19 protein-coding genes are annotated in these 17243 nt (G+C 71.4%); 9 read left to right on the top strand and 10 right to left on the bottom strand.

Going from position 1 to position 17243, the window contains the following annotated elements:
* Positions 1–43: 43 nt before the first annotated feature.
* The gene (locus tag QHG49_RS13575; RefSeq protein WP_301489863.1) at positions 44–379 is read right to left on the bottom strand and encodes an LAETG motif-containing sortase-dependent surface protein; all 336 of its coding nucleotides are present in this window, start codon (positions 377–379) and stop codon (positions 44–46) included.
* 109 nt (positions 380–488) lie between these two features.
* Between QHG49_RS13575 and QHG49_RS13570 the strand changes: the two genes are divergently transcribed.
* The 4 genes from QHG49_RS13570 to QHG49_RS13555 all read left to right on the top strand — a co-directional run bounded on the left by QHG49_RS13570 (position 489) and on the right by QHG49_RS13555 (position 4649).
* Complete coding sequence (locus QHG49_RS13570) at positions 489–830, top strand: hypothetical protein (RefSeq protein ID WP_301489861.1); 342 nt, start codon at positions 489–491, stop codon at positions 828–830.
* 241 nt (positions 831–1071) lie between these two features.
* Complete coding sequence (locus QHG49_RS13565) at positions 1072–2319, top strand: Ig-like domain-containing protein (protein WP_145483243.1); 1248 nt, start codon at positions 1072–1074, stop codon at positions 2317–2319.
* 134 nt (positions 2320–2453) lie between these two features.
* Complete coding sequence (locus QHG49_RS13560) at positions 2454–3917, top strand: ABC transporter permease (protein ID WP_301489858.1); 1464 nt, start codon at positions 2454–2456, stop codon at positions 3915–3917.
* Positions 3918–3965: 48 nt separating this feature from the next.
* On the top strand, positions 3966–4649 hold the full coding sequence (locus QHG49_RS13555; protein WP_145483247.1) for an ABC transporter ATP-binding protein: 684 nt from the start codon (positions 3966–3968) through the stop codon (positions 4647–4649).
* Positions 4650–4694: 45 nt separating this feature from the next.
* Here the strand turns inward: QHG49_RS13555 and QHG49_RS13550 are convergent, their stop codons facing one another.
* Positions 4695–5594, bottom strand: coding sequence for a helix-turn-helix domain-containing protein (locus tag QHG49_RS13550; RefSeq protein ID WP_145483250.1), 900 nt, complete (start codon positions 5592–5594; stop codon positions 4695–4697).
* Positions 5595–5776: 182 nt separating this feature from the next.
* Here QHG49_RS13550 and QHG49_RS13545 point away from each other — a divergent pair, with 182 nt between their 5' ends.
* Positions 5777–6817: an NAD(P)-dependent alcohol dehydrogenase gene (locus QHG49_RS13545; protein ID WP_145483253.1), complete on the top strand. Its 1041-nt coding sequence runs from the start codon at positions 5777–5779 to the stop codon at positions 6815–6817.
* Positions 6818–6931: 114 nt separating this feature from the next.
* Here the strand turns inward: QHG49_RS13545 and QHG49_RS13540 are convergent, their stop codons facing one another.
* On the bottom strand, positions 6932–8209 hold the full coding sequence (locus QHG49_RS13540; RefSeq protein ID WP_159704458.1) for an ATP-binding protein: 1278 nt from the start codon (positions 8207–8209) through the stop codon (positions 6932–6934).
* A gap of 117 nt (positions 8210–8326) precedes the next feature.
* Positions 8327–9445: a hypothetical protein gene (locus tag QHG49_RS13535; RefSeq protein ID WP_301489851.1), complete on the bottom strand. Its 1119-nt coding sequence runs from the start codon at positions 9443–9445 to the stop codon at positions 8327–8329.
* 169 nt (positions 9446–9614) lie between these two features.
* Here QHG49_RS13535 and QHG49_RS13530 point away from each other — a divergent pair, with 169 nt between their 5' ends.
* Positions 9615–10769, top strand: coding sequence for a cystathionine gamma-synthase (locus tag QHG49_RS13530; RefSeq protein ID WP_145483264.1), 1155 nt, complete (start codon positions 9615–9617; stop codon positions 10767–10769).
* A gap of 37 nt (positions 10770–10806) precedes the next feature.
* Here the strand turns inward: QHG49_RS13530 and QHG49_RS13525 are convergent, their stop codons facing one another.
* The 3 genes from QHG49_RS13525 to QHG49_RS13515 all read right to left on the bottom strand — a co-directional run bounded on the left by QHG49_RS13525 (position 10807) and on the right by QHG49_RS13515 (position 12310).
* On the bottom strand, positions 10807–11055 hold the full coding sequence (locus QHG49_RS13525; protein WP_159704464.1) for a hypothetical protein: 249 nt from the start codon (positions 11053–11055) through the stop codon (positions 10807–10809).
* 126 nt (positions 11056–11181) lie between these two features.
* Positions 11182–11709: a sigma factor-like helix-turn-helix DNA-binding protein gene (locus QHG49_RS13520; RefSeq protein WP_301489847.1), complete on the bottom strand. Its 528-nt coding sequence runs from the start codon at positions 11707–11709 to the stop codon at positions 11182–11184.
* 97 nt (positions 11710–11806) lie between these two features.
* Positions 11807–12310: a MarR family winged helix-turn-helix transcriptional regulator gene (locus QHG49_RS13515; RefSeq protein ID WP_186337729.1), complete on the bottom strand. Its 504-nt coding sequence runs from the start codon at positions 12308–12310 to the stop codon at positions 11807–11809.
* A 144-nt stretch (positions 12311–12454) separates the two neighbouring features.
* On the opposite strand from QHG49_RS13515, the gene ilvA reads away from it, so the two are divergent.
* A complete protein-coding gene (gene ilvA / locus QHG49_RS13510) occupies positions 12455–13684 on the top strand; it encodes a threonine ammonia-lyase (protein WP_301489845.1) in 1230 nt (409 codons plus the stop codon).
* A 97-nt stretch (positions 13685–13781) separates the two neighbouring features.
* Here ilvA and greA read toward each other — a convergent pair whose 3' ends face one another.
* Complete coding sequence (gene greA / locus QHG49_RS13505; protein WP_037662846.1) at positions 13782–14282, bottom strand: transcription elongation factor GreA; 501 nt, start codon at positions 14280–14282, stop codon at positions 13782–13784.
* A 244-nt stretch (positions 14283–14526) separates the two neighbouring features.
* Complete coding sequence (locus QHG49_RS13500) at positions 14527–14925, bottom strand: DUF4307 domain-containing protein (protein WP_159704473.1); 399 nt, start codon at positions 14923–14925, stop codon at positions 14527–14529.
* A gap of 103 nt (positions 14926–15028) precedes the next feature.
* On the opposite strand from QHG49_RS13500, the gene mca reads away from it, so the two are divergent.
* Positions 15029–15910, top strand: coding sequence for a mycothiol conjugate amidase Mca (mca, locus tag QHG49_RS13495; protein ID WP_145483280.1), 882 nt, complete (start codon positions 15029–15031; stop codon positions 15908–15910).
* Positions 15903–16142 carry a hypothetical protein gene (locus tag QHG49_RS13490; protein ID WP_167532144.1) on the top strand — a complete coding sequence of 80 codons (240 nt, stop codon included), beginning with the start codon at positions 15903–15905 and terminating at the stop codon, positions 16140–16142. The genes mca and QHG49_RS13490 overlap by 8 nt, the downstream gene beginning before the upstream one ends.
* A gap of 595 nt (positions 16143–16737) precedes the next feature.
* Here the strand turns inward: QHG49_RS13490 and QHG49_RS13485 are convergent.
* A complete protein-coding gene (locus QHG49_RS13485; RefSeq protein ID WP_301489838.1) occupies positions 16738–17127 on the bottom strand; it encodes a hypothetical protein in 390 nt (129 codons plus the stop codon).
* Positions 17128–17243: the final 116 nt, after the last annotated feature.

Here is a 17243-nt window from a genome sequence, read left to right as displayed (position 1 = left end):
GAGGCGAACTATGTAAGCCCTGTGAAAGATCGGTCAAGGGAGATTAAAGACCCAGGCGTTCGCGGCGCACCGAATAGACCACGAACCCCGCGCCCAGCGCGAGGAACAGGGAGCCGCCGACGATGTACGGCGTGGTGTCCGGGCTGCCGGTGTCGGCGAGCCGAGCGTCGTCCGCCGGGCCCGAACCGGCTCTGGTGGCCGCCGCCGTCACCACACCCGCCTGCTCGGTGACGGGCGTGGAGAAGGTCGTGACGGAGCCGGCCGCCACGTCCTGCGCCGGTCCCTCCTGGGACGCGTTCGCGGACGGGACGAACCACAGGGCGCACAGCAGAGTGCCCGCGGCGGTGGCGGTCAGCAGCGGACGGCGAGCGGATGACACGGAATATCGATCCCCTTGTGACGCTGGCGAATTGGCCGTGTGAGCCGATGTTAGTGAAAGTCGCGGGTCACGGGAAAGTCACGGGAGGTTTCGGCCGTACGCTCCCGCCATGAGCGATGAAGAGACATCACGTTATGTACGGCTTCGGGTGGAGCTGGTGGTCGAGATCCTGGACGACGACGAGGTGACCCGGGCCGCGCTGGGCCGGCTCGCGGCCGATCCGGAGCTGCCGGAGTCCGAGCGGGACCAGGCCGAGGGCGCTGTGACGGAAGACACCGCGGAGGCCCTCGCCTATCTCGTGGACCCGTTCGACCTGGTCAGCGCGGTGCCTGGGGTGGAGCTCCAGCAGGCCTCCTGGTCGAGTGAGCGGGTCGACTACGACCCGGACTCGCCCGAATGGGACATCGACGGCGATGATGGGGAGGACGACGAAGAGGACGGCGTCGGCTGAGCGTCCAGGGGCACCTGAAACCCCGGGCGGCGACCTGCCGTCCGGGGTTTCGTCGTACGAGGGGGCGCACGGACCGATCACGCACCACCCCGCCCGGCGATGTCCCGCACGGGCCGGCGGACGTGGTGTGCCCCACAGATCCGGTGGATCCGGAACGGGACGAACCGGCCGTAGCGTTGAAGGTTCCCACGGGGGGACTCTCGGGGTTATCTGCGACTCGGCAACGATGGAGAAGCTTGTGATGACGGACGGTAAGCGGCGCAATGGCCTGGTGGCCGCGTCCGCTCTGCTCGGCGGTGTGCTGATGCTCTCGGCCTGTTCCGGAGGGGACAAGGCCGCGGCCCACGGCAGCGGCGAATCATCGCAGGCCCAGGCCGACGCGGCGGCCGCCCAGAAGTCGTCCGAGGCGCAGATCGCCGTCACCCCGAAGGACGGCACGGACAACGCGTCGATCAACAACTCCGGCACCGTCACGGTCGGCAAGGGCACGCTCACCGGTGTCACCATGACCACCGAGGACGGCAAGACCGTCGCCGGCCAGCTCTCCGCGGACAAGCTGAGCTGGAAGCCGACCGTCCAGCTGGAGCGCTCCACCACCTACAGGATCGCCGCGACGGCGAAGGACTCCCAGGGCCGCATAGCCCACGAGAACGCGTCCTTCACCACCGTCTCGCCGTCGAACAGCTTCATCGGCAGCTTCACCCCCGACAACGGCACGACCGTCGGCGTGGGCATGCCGGTCTCGATCAACTTCGACAAGGCGATCACCAACAAGGCGGCCGTCCAGAAGGGCATCACGGTCAGCACCAGCAGCGGCCAGGAGGTCGCCTGCCACTGGTTCAACGCCAACCGCATGGACTGCCGTCCCCAGGACTACTGGAAGGAAGGCTCCACCGTCACCCTGAAGCTCGCCCTCGACGGCGTCCAGGGCGCGAACGGCGTCTACGGCGTCCAGCAGAAGACGGTCACCTTCCACATCGGCCGCAACCAGGTCTCCTATGTCGACGCGAAGACCCACCAGATGAAGGTCACGCAGGACGGCAAGGTCGTCAAGACCATCCCGATCTCCGCCGGTTCCCCCGAACACACCACGTACGAGGGCCAGATGGTGATCTCCGAGAAGTTCAAGCAGACCCGCATGAACGGCGCGACCGTCGGCTTCACCGACGACGACGGCAAGGGCGAGTACGACATCAAGGACGTGCCGCACGCCATGCGCCTGACCACCTCGGGCACCTTCATCCACGGCAACTACTGGGGCGCCCCCTCGGTGTTCGGCAACGTCAACACCAGCCACGGCTGCGTCGGCCTCCAGGACGCCAAGGGCGCGGGCGACCCGAACACCCCGGCCGCCTGGTTCTACGACCACTCGCTGATCGGTGACGTCGTGGTGATCCAGCACACCGGCGACAAGACCGTCTCCCCGGACAACGGCCTCAACGGCTGGAACATGGACTGGTCCCAGTGGAAGGCCGGTTCGGCCGTCTGAGCCCGCCCCCGAAAGCCCCGTGAGTGCCGCCCCTTCGGGGGCGGCACCGCTGCTTGCGGGGCACGCGGGGATTCTTAACCCGCTCTTAGGTCAGCCTCAGGAAGCGGTCAGGGGCCGTTCCTATCGTTCCGGCCATGTTCTTCACCTACCTGAGGCGCGAACTGCGCCGCCGCCGGAAGGCGGCGCTCGTCGTGGCCTCCGGCCTCGCGCTCGGCATCGCGCTGGTCATCGTGGTCAACTCCGTGGCCAGCGGCATGGGCAAGGCCCAGGACAAGGTCCTGCAATCGCTCTACGGCCTCGGCACCGACATGACCGTCAGCAAGGCGGCCACCCCCTCCGCCGACGGCTCCCAGCGGCCCCACTTCCAGTTCGGCGCGAAGGGCAGCGGCGACAAGTCGACGCAGAGCAGCGACCGCGTCCAGGTGCAGGGCTTCACCACCCTCGCCTCCTCCACCGTCTCCAAGGTCTCCGGACAGCAGGGCGTGGCGGCGGCCGCCGGCGGGCTGAACCTGTCCGTCGTCAAGGTCAACGGCAGCTTCACCCGCGGCCAGTTCCAGCAGAACGGCGGCAGCGGCTTCGGCCGGCGCGGCGGTGGCGGCGAGGCGCAGGGCGAGGTCAAGGGCGGCGGCGCCGACTTCGACATCGACCAGTACACGGTCTACGGCACCGATGTCACCCAGACCGGGCTCGGCCCGCTGACCTCCTCGAAGATCACCAGCGGCCGTGACTTCAAGACCACCGAGACGAACGCCAAGGTGGCCGTGGTCGACTCGGCGTACGCCAAGACGAAGAAGTACAAGGTCGGCTCCACCGTCACCGTCAAGGGCACCAAGTACTCGGTGATCGGCATCGCCACCGCGGACAGCGGCGACTCGGCGGCCAACCTGTACATCCCGCTGCGGCAGGCGCAGACCCTCGCGGACCAGAAGAACAAGGTCACCACGATCTACGTGCGGGCGACCGACTCGCAGAAGATCGACTCCGTCAAGAGCACCATCCAGAAGAACGTCTCCGGTACGACGGTCACCACCTCCTCCGACCTCGCCAAGACGGTCTCGGGCTCCCTGTCCACCGCCTCCTCGCTCGCCACCAACGTCGGCAAGTGGCTGTCGATCGCGGTGCTCGTGGCCGCGTTCCTGGTCGCCGGCCTGCTCACCTCCTCCGCGGTCTCCCGCCGGGTGCGTGAGTTCGGCACCCTGAAGGCGCTGGGCTGGAAGTCGGGCCGGGTCACCCGGCAGGTGGTCGGCGAGGCCATCGTCAACGGCCTGGTCGGCGGCGTCCTCGGCATCGCCCTGGGCCTCGCGGGCGCCTATGTCGTCACCGCGATCAGCCCGACCCTCCAGGCCCAACTGGGTTCGGGCGGCGGCGGCTTCGGCGGCGGGCGCTCCGGTGGCGGCTTCGGCGGGGGCGGCGGGTTCGGCGGTCCCGGCCGGCAGACGGCGAAGTCCCTGGAGGTGGCCCTGACCGCCCCGGTGAGCCTGACGACCATCCTGCTGGCGGTGGGCCTCGCGGTGGCGGGCGGCCTGATCGCGGGAGCGTTCGGCGGCTGGCGGGCCTCCCGGCTGCGCCCGGCGGACGCGCTGCGGCGGGTGGAGTAGCCGCGCGGCGCGCCACCGCCCTCCCCGAAAACCCTCCCAGGAGCCACCATGTATGAACTCAAGAACGTCACCAAGCGCTACACCCGGGGCAAGGAGAGCGTCCACGCCCTGGACGGCGTCGACCTGATCATCGGCGACGGCGACCGGCTCGTCATCCAGGGCCCCACCGGCGGCGGCAAGTCCACCCTGCTCCAGATGCTCGGCGGCCTGGACCGGCCCACCTCCGGCGAGGTCGTCCTGGACGGCACCGACCTGGCCAAGCTCAGCGAGGCCCGGCTGACCCGGGTCCGCAGCGAGAACATCGGCTTCGTCTTCCAGTCCTTCAACCTCATCCCCACGCTCACCGCGCAGGAGAACGTGGAGACGGCCCTCGTCCCCCTCGGCATCAAGGTGAAGGAACGCCGCGAACTGGCCGTCGACGCGCTGAAGTCCGTGGGCCTCGGCGAACGCCTCGGCCACCTCCCCTCGGAGATGTCCGGCGGCCAGCAGCAGCGTGTCGCCATCGCCCGCGCGCTGGTGAAGAAGCCCAAGGTGCTGCTCGCCGACGAGCCGACCGGCAACCTCGACGAGAGCACCCGGGACGAGATCATGGACGTACTCGAACGGCTGTGGAAGGAGCACGGGCTGACCTTCATCATGGTCACCCACGACTCCTCGCTCGCGAAGAAGGCACCGCGGCTCGTCACCATCCGCAAGGGCAGGATCACGGTCAAGGAGAACGCGGGCGCCTGACGCCCGGCCGCGCGGGGGACCGGGCCTTCCGGTCGGCGGGAGGCCCTACGCGGAGGTCCCCGCGCGGGTCGCGTCCGTGCCCCAGCTGGCCAGCAGCCGCAGCGACTCGGCGGACGCCGAACCGGGCTCCGCGTGATAGGTGACCAGGCACTGGTCGGTGCCGTCCGACATGCGGAAGGACTCGAAGTTCAGGGCGAGATCGCCCACCAGCGGATGGTGCAGCCGCTTGACGCCATGGTTCTTCTCCTTGACGTCGTGCGTGGCCCACAGCCTGCGGAACTCCTCGCTCTTGACGGAGAGTTCACCCACCAGGGCGGACAGCCGGGGATCGTCCGGATAGCAGCCCGCGTCCATGCGCAGCGAGCAGACGACGTCGATCGCCTTCTGCTCCCAGTCCACGAACAGGTCCCGGTAGTCGGGCCTGAGGAACACCAGCCGCGCCCAGTTGCGCTCGGCCACCGGCAGCTCCGCCCAGTCGCCGAACACCGCCGCCGCCATCCGGTTCCAGGCGAGGATCTCCGAACGCCGGCCCACGATGTACGCGGGCACGCCCTCCATCGTGTCCAGCAGCTGGCACAGCACCGGGCGCACCTGCTGCTGGCGGGCCGCCGGCTTCTTCTTGTGCGACTTCGGCTTCGCCAGATGGGTCAGATGCGCGTGCTCGGCGTCCGTGAGGCGCAGGGCGCGGGCGATCGAGTCCAGGACCTCCGCCGAGACATTACGGCCGTTGCCCTGTTCCAGACGCGTGTAGTACGCCACCGACACCCCGGCCAGCTGCGCCAGCTCCTCCCGGCGCAGCCCCGGCACCCGGCGGTGCCTGCCGAAGTCGGGCAGCCCCACGTCCCCGGGCTTGAGCCGGGCCCGCCGGCTGCGCAGGAACTCGCTCAGCTCGGCCCGCCGGTCCAGCGGCGGCCCGGTCACGGCGGTGTCCTGCTGTTCGTCCATACCGCAAGTATCCGCCGTCCCCGCTGGTCGTAGGCATGCGAGCCTGATCCCGACAGTGGTAGGCACAGCAGTCGTACGCAAAGGCGTGTGCTGGGTGCGCCGCGGGATACGAGGCACCCTTGAGATGTGCTCGGTGGAAAAGCAGCCGGGCATGCGTAGACCTTGTGAGGGAGAACCCCGTCATGACCACTGTTGCCGCGTACGCCGCGCCCGCCGCGAAGGCCCCCCTGGAGCGGACCGAGATCGAGCGACGGGCGGTGGGCGAGTTCGACGTCCTGATCGACATCAAGTTCGCCGGTATCTGCCACTCCGACATCCACCAGGTCCGCGAGGGCTGGGGCAAGGCGTCCTTCCCGATGGTGCCGGGCCACGAGATCGCGGGCGTCGTCACGGAGGTCGGCTCCGGCGTGACGAAGTTCGCCGTCGGCGACCGCGTGGGCGTCGGCTGCATGGTCGACTCCTGCCGGGAGTGCGACAACTGCAAGGCCGGCCTCCAGCAGTACTGCGACCGGGGCCCCACCTGGACGTACAACGACACGGGCCGGGACGGCACGCCGACGTACGGCGGCTACTCCGAGAACGTCGTCGTGGACGAGAACTACGTCGTCCGCATCCCCGAGGGCCTGTCCCTCGACGTGGCCGCGCCGCTGCTGTGCGCCGGCATCACCACGTACTCCCCGCTGAAGCACTGGAACGTGGGCCCCGGCAAGAAGGTCGCCGTCGTCGGCCTCGGCGGTCTCGGGCACATGGGCGTCAAGATCGCGCACGCGCTGGGCGCGGAGGTCACCGTCCTGTCCCAGTCCCTGCGCAAGAAGGACGACGGCCTGAAGCTGGGCGCCGACCACTACTACGCCACCAGCGACCCGAAGACCTTCGAGGACCTCAAGGGCACCTTCGACCTCATCCTCAACACGGTCTCGGCCCCGCTCGACTTCAGCGGCTTCCTGTCCCTGCTGCGCACGGACGGCGCCATGGTCAACGTGGGCCTGCCCGAGGAGCCGGTCCAGATCACCCTCCAGTCCCTCTTCGGCAACCGCCGCAGCCTCAGCAGCTCCGGCATCGGCGGCATCCCGGAGACCCAGGAGATGCTGGACTTCTGCGCGGAGCACGGGCTGGGCGCGGAGATCGAGCTGATCGCCGCGTCGGAGATCAACGAGGCGTACGAGCGGGTGCTCGCGAGCGATGTGCGGTACCGGTTCGTGATCGACAACGCGACGATCTGACCTGCGGCGCTCGGCCGTCGCGGCGATCCGCCGTCGAGGGCGCGGGGTGCGGCCGGGCGCGGGTTGCCCGTGGCCGCTCGCGCAGTTCCCCGCGCCCCTTCGGGACGCGTGTCCTCAGAGCCGGCTGTACGTGTCGATGTCCTCGCCGAACTCCTTGATCGCCTGGGTGGTGAGGGTCGGCCGGGTGTCGGAGATCGCGGCCATGTAGTCCTCGGTGTCCGCCGGGCGGCCCGCGCGGTGGGCGACCTCGCGTTCGAAGGCGGCCTGCGCCCCCTTGCGGGCGGCGAACTCGATGTCCGCCGGGGTGAACAGCTCGCTCGCGGCGACCAGCCGGCCGACGTCCACCGAGTCGCCGACGTCCCGGAGATAGCGGGCCCAGATCGCCGCGCGGGCGGTCGGGTCGGGCGGCCCGATGGGGATGACGTAGTCGAACCGCCCCGGCCGCAGGAAGGCCGCGTCGAGGGACCGTACGGAATTGGTGGCGCACACCAGCAGCCGTGAGTCGTGCTCGCGGAAGACGGGGATCAGCTTCAGCAGCTCGTTGGTCACCCCGTGCCCGGGGTCCACCGCCTTGCCGGAGCGCGCCGCCGCGATCTCCTCCACCTCGTCGATGAAGAGCACCACCGAGTCCAGCTCCGCGAGATCCGCGAACGCGTCCCGCAGCGCCGTGGCCAGCCCCTCGCTGGTGTCGGCGGCGAGCCGCGAGGGGAACAGCTCCACGAACGGCCAGCCGAGCCGGGAGGAGACCGCCTTGGCGAAGCTGGTCTTCCCGGTGCCGGGCGGCCCGAACAGGATGACCGACTTCGGCGGCACGACCCCGTACCGGTCGGCCAGCGCCGGTTCCGTCAGCGGCAGCACCACCCGCCGCTCCACGACCTGCTTCTCCCGCTCCATCCCGGCCATCGCGTCCCACAGCCCCTCGGGCAGCATGCGCCCGCCGAGCGCGGCCAGGAGGTCGGCGTCGGCGGCGCCGAGCGGTTCGAGTTTCTCGTAGTAGGCGAGGCCGTCGCGGCACCGGTAGCCGCTGTTCGCCAGCGCCTTCGAACCGGCCGCGCCCGCTGGCAGCAGCGTGCTGATGTGCCGTATCCCCAGCGCCCGCAGCCGCCGCTCCAGCTCGGCGAGCAGCGCGCTGCCGATCCCGCGCTCGCGCCAGCGCGCGGCGAGCGCCATCAGCAGGATCCAGCCCCGCTTGCCCTGCGCCTGGGCCACCGCCATCCCCACCAGCTCGTCCCCGACCACCGCGACCACCGCCGTCTGCCCGGCCTTAGCCGCGGCCATCACCTCCGAGACCGGGAACACCGGGTCCTCGTCGGCCTGCCGGCACTGGTCCCAGATCTGGATGGCCTGATCGAGATCGTCGTCGTGATAGTCGCGCAGATGCCATGCGGGCATGGAGGCACCACCTCACCACCAAGGGGGTCTCCCATTGTCTCCGCGGGGACCGGGGACGACATCTCCAGGCTCCCGCGGGGCCCCTCCCGTGGGCCCCCGCGGGAGGATGCGGGCGGCTCAGCCGGTCAGGCTCGCCGGGCTGCCCCCGTTGGCCTCGTACCCCGCCACCGCCAGGGCGCGGTAGACGGCGAACTCGGCCGCCGGGTCGGCCGCCAGCGTCCAGGGCAGGGCGCCGACATGGCCGTCGACGTGTATCAGCTCATGCATGGCCTCCGCCCAGCGCTCGGCGCGGACCAGGAAGAAGACCAGCAGATGGCGGACGTGCGGCAGCGTCGGAGCGGCGGAGCCGGCCTCGTCCGCCGCGTGCCGCGCGCCCTGGATCGCCCTGGCGACGACCTCGCTCCGGTAGAGGCTCAGCACCAGATTCACCTCGGGGAGGTGCTCGAACACCGCGAACAGCGGGAGCGCGGCCAGCAGCGATCCGCGCGGGGCGCGGGCGGCGGCCGCCTCGGCGAAGGCGTACGCCTGCTCGCGCGAGCCGTGCCACTTCTCGCACCAGTAGGGGAGCGCGGCCAGATGCGCGCCCATGTGATGCGGGGCGCGGTCGAGGACCTTCAGCCACAGCCGCTCGAACTCGTCCCGAGAGACGCCGAGGCCGCGGCCGATCGCCAGCTCGATGATGTGCGGCACCGGATCGGCGGGCGCCGGCCCGGCCGCCTGCCCGCACACCTCCCGGGCCTCCTCCAGCAGCAGCCGGAAGTCCTCGGTGCCGGCCGCCGACGCCCGCCAGGCCCGCTGCACCAGGAACTCCGCGTGCACGGCCGCACCGCCCGCGTCCTCGGGCCGCTCCGCCCGCCACACCCGCAGCCACTGGCCGCCCGGCGTCTCGTGTATCCCGCCGGGACGCTGTTCGAGCTCCAGCGCGGCCGCGCCGCCGAGGGCCTGCACCCGCTGCCAGCGCAGCTCGCCCGCCGTCTCGGTGCCGGCCAGCAGCTGGGCCGCCGCCCGGTAGTCCTGGGTGCGCTGCACCAGCTCCAGCGCGTCCAGCAGATCCTGGTCGGGACCGGGCAGCCGTACGTCCAGCTCTTCCTGGCGCAGGAAGCCGTAGTCCGCGGGGTCGGCGGCGTCCGGGTGGTCCGGGTGCACCTGCTCGATCATCCCGCGCCTGCGCCGTACCAGCGGGAGCAGCACGAAGCTCAGCATGAGCAGTGCCATGAGCAGCCAGAGAATCACCATGCCCCCAAGGGTTCCAGACAGGGGGGCCACATGACCAACCCCGCCGTCGGCCTGTGGACAACTCCGGTCCTGGGCATGACAGCCGACACAGGATGTCCCTCCGCGCACCCGCCGCCCGCCCCCACCACCGGGCGTCGGAATCCCGCCGGGCGCACTACGCTCGGTGCACATGAGCGACAGGCACATCAGTCAGCACTTCGAGACCCTCGCGATCCACGCGGGCAACACCGCGGATCCCCTCACCGGCGCGGTCGTACCGCCCATCTACCAGGTCTCGACCTACAAGCAGGACGGCGTCGGCGGGCTGCGCGGCGGCTACGAGTACAGCCGCAGCGCCAACCCGACCCGTACCGCCCTGGAGGAGAACCTCGCCGCGCTGGAGGGCGGCAGCCGCGGCCTCGCGTTCGCCTCGGGCCTCGCGGCCGAGGACACCCTGCTGCGCACGCTGCTCACCCCCGGCGACCACGTGGTGATCCCGAACGACGCCTACGGCGGCACCTTCCGCCTCTTCTCCAAGGTCGCCACCCGCTGGGGCGTGGAGTGGTCCGTCGCCGACACCAGCGACCCGGCCGCCGTACGGGCCGCGATCACCCCGCGGACCAAGGCCGTCTGGGTGGAGACCCCCTCCAACCCGCTGCTCGGCATCACCGACATCGCCGCCGTCGCCCAGGTCGCCCACGACGCGGGCGCGCGCCTCGTCGTCGACAACACCTTCGCCACGCCGTACCTCCAGCAGCCGCTGTCGCTCGGCGCGGACGTCGTCGTGCACTCGCTGACCAAGTACATGGGCGGCCACTCCGACGTGGTCGGCGGCGCCCTGATCGTCTCCGACCAGGCGCTCGGCGAGGAGCTGGCCTACCACCAGAACGCGATGGGCGCCGTCGCCGGTCCCTTCGACTCCTGGCTGGTGCTGCGCGGCACCAAGACCCTCGCCGTGCGCATGGACCGGCACAGCGAGAACGCCACCAAGGTCGCCGACATGCTCAGCCGGCACGCCCGCGTGACCAGCGTGCTCTACCCGGGCCTGCCCGAGCACCCCGGGCACGAGGTCGCCGCCAAGCAGATGCGCGCCTTCGGCGGCATGATCTCCTTCCGCGTCGAGGGCGGCGAGGAGGCGGCCGTCGAGGTCTGCAACCGCGCCAAGGTGTTCACCCTCGGCGAGTCGCTCGGCGGCGTCGAGTCCCTGATCGAGCACCCCGGCCGGATGACCCACGCCTCCGCGGCCGGTTCGGCCCTGGAGGTCCCCGCCGACCTCGTCCGCCTGTCCGTCGGCATCGAGAACGCCGACGACCTGGTCGAGGACCTGCGCCAGGCCCTGGGCTAGACAACGCGGGGATGATCCGGGCCGGCCGCGGCCCGGATCACCAGCCGTCCATCGGCGGAGTCGTCTGCGAGGGCGGCTCCACCCATGGGTGGGCGTACGCCGCCCACACCCCGAACACCACCGCGGCCACGCACACCAGCGCCCACAGCACCCGGCGCGCCAGCCGCCGGCGCCGCAGCAGCCGTTCGCCGCGCCGCACCGCGTCCGGGTACAGCTCCGGCGGCACCGGCACCGGCCGCGCGCCCATCACCCGCCGTACGGCGGCCTCCCGCTCGGCCCGGTTCACCCCGGCCTCCCCGCGCCGTACGCCCGCCCGCGCCCGACGCCCCGCGTCCCGCGCCCGACGCCCCGCGTCCCGCGCCCGACGCCCCGCGCCCGACGCCCCGCGTCCCGCGCCCGACCTCCCGCGGCCTCACGACGGCGCCATCTTCGCGTTCGCCGTGCGCGGACCGGCCGCCCTGACCGGGTGCAGCACCAGGGACGTCGCCCGGTCGCAGACGGTGTGCACACGTTCCGCGGTCAGCCCGAGCAGCGCGGCCGTCTGCTCCTCGGCGACCCCCTCGTACATCCGCAGCACCAGGACCAGCCGCTCCTGCGGGCCCAGCCCGGCGAGCGGGCCGCACGGCGCGGGCCGTTCGCGGCCGAGGAGCCGGTGCCGGTGCTTGTGCGGGTGCGGGTGCGGGTGCCGGAGCGTGCGCGCGAAACGGACCGCGAGGTACTGGCGCGCGCAGTCGTACGGGTCCTCGCCGCGCAGCCGGTGCCAGCGGGCGTAGGTGTGGCCGAGCGCCAGGGTCAGCAGGCGCCGCGCACGGGGGTTGGCGTCCGGGGCCTCGGCGGTGAGCAGCGTCGCGGCGAGCAGCAGCCGGCCGGCCGCGCCCGCGACGAACGCCTCGAACTCCTGCTCCCTGCCTGCCCCTTGGGCCACCCGCCGATCACGCAAGACGCCTCCCCGTCAGGGGGCCCTGTCCGGTACGGGACGGGTGAATCGCGTACGACGCAGGACCCGGCTCTCATATGAGGCCAGCCGGGGCCCCGGGTCAAGACTCGGGATGCCTCCCCTGGGTGCGGGTGGACAGGCCGTGGTTGAAGCGGGTCAGCAGGGCGCAGAACTGCTCGCGCTCCTGCGGCGACCAGTCCTCGGTCAGCTCCGCCATCAGCAGACGCCGCGAGGAGCGCACCTCCGCCAGCCGGGCCGCCCCGCGCGGGGACAGCTGGAGCACCACCGCGCGGCCGTCCTCCGGGTGCGAGGTGCGCTTGACCAGGCCGGTGTCGACCAGCGGGGCCACCTGCCGGGTGACCGTGGAGGAGTCGATGCCCATGCCCGAGGCGAGCGCCTTGACGCCCATCGGGCCCTCCTTGTCGAGGCGGTTGAGCAGCAGATAGGCGGCGCGGTCCATGGAGTTGCGCGCCTGCCCGACACCGCCGAGCCGCGTCTGTTCGGCGCGGCGGGCGAACACCGCCACCTCGTGCTGGAGGGCGTCGAGAAGACCGGGATCACCGACGGTCGTCATGTCCATCGACATTTCAGGTGTTGTGGGCATGGCCGGAGGCTCGCTTCATGAAGGGCTGCAAGGTTGGGGGACAGGGTACGCGGCCCGGCGCCGGGCCGTACCGGCGCTGCGCAAACCCGTCTTGGACCTTGGTCACCACCGTCGTACGACACCGGGAGCTGCGATGCTGGAGTCATGAACTACCGCACCGCCCACCCCTTGCGTTCCGTCACCCTGGACGACGTACGCGGGGCCCGGAAGATGCTCTCGGGCGTGGCGCGGACGACCGCGACGGAGGGCAGCCGGCACCTGTCCCAGCTGGTCGGCGCGCCGGTGCAGCTGAAGTGCGAGAACCTCCAGCGCACCGGCTCGTTCAAGCTGCGCGGCGCCTATGTGCGCATCGCCGGGCTGCTGCCGGAGGAACGGGCCGCCGGGGTGGTGGCCGCGAGCGCCGGCAACCACGCGCAGGGCGTCGCCCTGGCCTCCTCGCTGCTGGGCGTGCACGCCACCGTGTTCATGCCGCACGGTGCCCCGCTGCCCAAGGTCAGCGCGACCAGGGAGTACGGCGCCGAGGTCCGCCTCACCGGCCAGGTGGTGGACGAGACGCTGGCCGCCGCCCAGGACTACGCGGCCCGCACCGGCGCGGTGTTCATCCACCCCTTCGACCACCCGGACATCATCGCCGGCCAGGGCACGGTCGGCCTGGAGATCCTGGAGCAGTGTCCCCAGGTGCGCACGATCCTCGTCGGGGTCGGCGGCGGGGGACTGCTGGCCGGGATCGCGGTCGCGGTGAAGGCGATCCGGCCGGACGTGCGGATCATCGGCGTCCAGGCCGAGGGCGCCGCCGCCTACCCGCCCTCACTGGCCGTCGGACACCCGGTGGCGGTCGCGAACCCGGCCACGATGGCCGACGGCATCAAGGTGGGCAAGCCCGGCGTGGTGCCGTTCGGCCTCATCCGCGAGCTGGTGGACGAGATGCGCACGGTCACCGAGGACCAGCTGTCCGCCGCGCTGCTGCTGTGCCTGGAGCGGGCCAAGCTGGTCGTGGAACCGGCCGGCGCGAGCCCGGTCGCCGCCCTGATGGCGTCCCCGGACACCTTCGAGGGCCCGGTCGTCTGCGTGCTGTCCGGCGGCAATGTCGACCCGGTGCTGCTCCAGCGGGTGCTGCGGCACGGCATGTCCGCGCAGGGCCGCTATCTGGCCGTACGACTGCGGCTCACCGACCGCCCGGGTGCCCTCGCCACCCTCCTCGGGGTGCTGTCGGGGGTGGACGCCAACGTCCTCGACGTCAGCCATGTCCGCACCGACCCCCGGCTCGGCCTCAGCGAGGTGGAGGTCGAACTCCACCTGGAGACCAAGGGCCCGGCCCACTGCGCCGAGGTCGGCCAGTGCCTGCGCGACGCGGGCTACACGGTCCTGCCCTGAGACCGCCCCCGTACGGGTCGTACGGCCATCAGGTACGACGGGACCCCCGGCGACCGCTGCGGTCGCCGGGGGTCCCGTCGTGGGTCAGGTCCGGGGCTCAGCCGTTGTAGGGCTCGGCCTTGAGAATGCGGACCGAGGCCTTCTTGCCGTTCGGCAGCTCGTACTCCGCGTCCTCGCCCACCTTGTGGCCGATGACACCGGCCCCCAGCGGCGACTGCGGCGAGTAGGTCTCCACATCCGAGCTCGCGTACTCGCGGGAGGCGAGCAGGAACGTCATGGTGTCGTCCTCGTCACCGTCGAAGGCGATCGTGACGACCATGCCGGGCGCGACGGCGCCGTCGGCGGAGGCCGGGGCCTCGCCCACCTTGGCGCTCTCGAGGAGCTGGGTCAGCTGCCGCACGCGCAGCTCCTGCTTGCCCTGCTCCTCCTTGGCCGCGTGGTACCCGCCGTTCTCGCGCAGGTCTCCCTCCTCGCGCGCGGCCGCGATCTTGGCGGCGATCTCCGTGCGCGCAGGACCAGTAAGGTACTCAAGCTCGACCTTGAGCTTGTTGTACGCCTCCTGGGTCAGCCAGGTGACGTTCTCGCTGGTCTGGGTCACAGGGTGCTCCTCGTCGGTACTGGGAATACAAAGCATCGCCCTACCCAGAAGAATGTTCCCTCTTGGATGGGCGAAACCACGAGCCTAACAATTCATCCGCGTAAGGGGGAGGACATAAGCCATCAGAATCACATCAACGCAGGTCGGACCGTCCGCATTCCGGGTGAAGGCACGGCGGGGCGGCGCGTCCGGCGCGGTGGACCACCGGCCGAAGCGGGGCCCGGCCGACGGTGTCCCCGGCGGGTCAGCCGCTGTGGCAGCCCAGCAGTTCGGCCGTGGTGCCACGGGCCGTCGTACGCAGCGTGACGACCTTGTCGATGCGCGTGGCGGAGCCGGTGAAGTGGAAGTCGGCGCGGCCGACCTCGGTGCCGTCCGCCGACTGGGAGCGCAGGGTGCAGTAGCCGTCGGCCCCGGCGTCCTTGTGGACCTCCAGATGGGCCTTGACCGTGTCGTTCGTGGCGTCGAAGGTGATCACCTGGGCGCTGATCTTCGTCTGCACGATGTAGTGGTACGCGAAGTAGCCGACCAGGGCCAGCAGGACGGCGCCCAGCACCACGGCGGCGGTCTTGAGTTTGCGGTCGGCGCGCTCGTCGGAGGAGCGGCCGTAGCGGCCCGTGGGCAGCCCCGTGCTCGCCGTACTCATGATCGTCCTCTCCGCGGAATTAAACGCTCCCCGATTCGGTCACTATAGAAGCCTTCGATTGCGCCCTGAGCCTTGGGGGCGCCGACCTACCGAGGATTGAGTCTTGACTGACCAGCTGCGACTGATGGCCGTTCACGCGCACCCCGACGACGAGTCGAGCAAGGGCGCGGCCACCATGGCGAAGTACGTGTCCGAGGGGGTGGACGTGCTGGTGGTGACCTGCACCGGCGGTGAACGCGGCTCCATCCTCAACCCCAAGCTCCAGGGCGACCCCTATATCGAGGCGAACATCCACGAGGTGCGCCGCAAGGAGATGGACGAGGCCCGCGAGATCCTGGGCGTCAAGCAGGAGTGGCTGGGCTTCGTGGACTCCGGGCTGCCCGAGGGCGACCCGCTGCCGCCGCTGCCCGAGGGCTGCTTCGCCCTGGAGGACGTCGACAAGGCGGCCGGCGAACTGGTGCGCCAGATCCGCTCCTTCCGCCCGCAGGTGATCACCACCTACGACGAGAACGGCGGCTACCCCCACCCCGACCACATCATGACCCACAAGATCTCCATGGTGGCGTTCGAGGGCGCGGCGGACACCGAGAAGTACCCCGAGGACGAGTTCGGCCCGGCCCACCAGCCGCTGAAGCTCTACTACAACCAGGGCTTCAACCGCCCCCGCACCGAGGCCCTGCACCGGGCGATGCTCGACCGCGGCCTGGAGTCGCCGTACGGGGAGTGGCTCAAGCGCTGGAAGGAGATCGAGCGGGTCGAGCGCACCCTGACCACGCATGTTCCCTGCGCGGACTTCTTCGAGATCCGCGACAAGGCGCTGATCGCGCACGCCACGCAGATCGATCCGGACGGCGGCTGGTTCCGCGTGCCGATGGAGCTCCAGCGGGAGGTCTGGCCGACGGAGGAGTACGAGCTGGCGAAGTCGCTCGTGGACACCTCCCTCCCCGAGGACGACCTCTTCGCGGGCATCCGGGACAATGCCTGACATGAGCGCAAGCGTGAGCCTGGCAGCGACGGACCTCGTCTCCCTCGCCGATCTCGACCAGAACAAGGTCACCCCCGGTGTCCTCGGCTTCATCGTGTTCGCGGTGATGGCGGTGGCGGTGTGGGGCCTCATGAAGTCGATGAGCAAGCACATGCGGAAGGTCGACTTCAAGGAGCCCGCCGACCCCGGCACGGACAACCACCCGGCCGACACCCCGGCCCACCGAAGCTGAACCCGGGCTGACCTGGGCCTGGGCCCCGGCCCCTGGCTCTGGGCTGTGGCCCTCGGCTCTAGCCCTCGGCCCCGGGCCGCGGCCCTCGGCCGATAGCCCCGGGTGCCCGTCTCCGCGGACCCCCGGCCTCCGAGAGCCGGCCCCGGGGAGCCCGTTCCACAGGACTTCGGCCCCTGAAAGCCCGGCCCGTGGGACCCCGGCCTTCGCGGCTCCGGCAGCCGGAGCCGCCCAGGGTCAGGGCCTCAGCCAGCCGCCCGCCGAAACCGTCGCCCCCGTCATCTCACGGGCGCGGCGGTCCGGAACCATGCGCGGTTGCCGGACCCCTGCCGACCGGCCCTTGGACGTGCGCCCGCTTGAGCAGAGCAGGGCGTGCGCGGGCGGCTGTCCGGGGAATTCCGCGTATCCGGAGCGGGGCGCGTGGGGTGTGGGGGCGGTCTCCCCTTGAACGACCGGTTCGGCCACTGACCGCGCCGCGCGACGCCGTACTGGCTGCCCTGCTTGCTGCCGTCGAGACGGGCGCGCGGCGGGCGCGGCCGCTGCCCGGAGCAGCCGCCTACACGGCAGACACGCTCCCCTGGGCCCCGCCCAGCCGCCCCTACGACGGCACCCGCGTCCCGCACCACCCCTTCCCCACCACCAGGTACACGCACGCCCTCGCCAGCGCGGCCTCCGCGACCGCGCAGCCCATCGCCTGGAGCAGGGCCGCGCCCGAGCCCGCGGCGGTTATGTCGAACCAGGCGTCCAGGACGGCCATGGACGCCGTGGGGGACGCGGTGAGCCGGGCCCGGGGGTCGGCGCGGAGGCCGAGGAAGGCCGTGGCCGCGTAGCCCGCCGCCATCAGGACGTCGAGGCCGATCCAGGCGAGCGGCCAGTGGTCCACCGTGGCGCGGCCGGGCAATGTCATCGCGAGCACTGCCATCCACGGCACCAGCAGGACCGCCGCCGCGGCCAGCCCGATGAGCGTCCCCCTCTTCTTCGCCGTCACGCCCCGTCCGCCCCAGCCCCTCCCAGGGCCGCAATCGACTCCGATCCGGCTCCACCATAGACCACAGATAAAATTCTGCAAAGAGAATTCGGCAGTTTTCGGCAAACCTCAGGGAC

The sequence above is a fragment of the Streptomyces sp. WP-1 genome (assembly GCF_030450125.1).
Lineage (GTDB): Bacteria > Actinomycetota > Actinomycetes > Streptomycetales > Streptomycetaceae > Streptomyces > Streptomyces incarnatus.
Note: the sequence above shows the minus strand (reverse complement) of the source record. Positions and strands in the feature narration are given on the sequence as shown.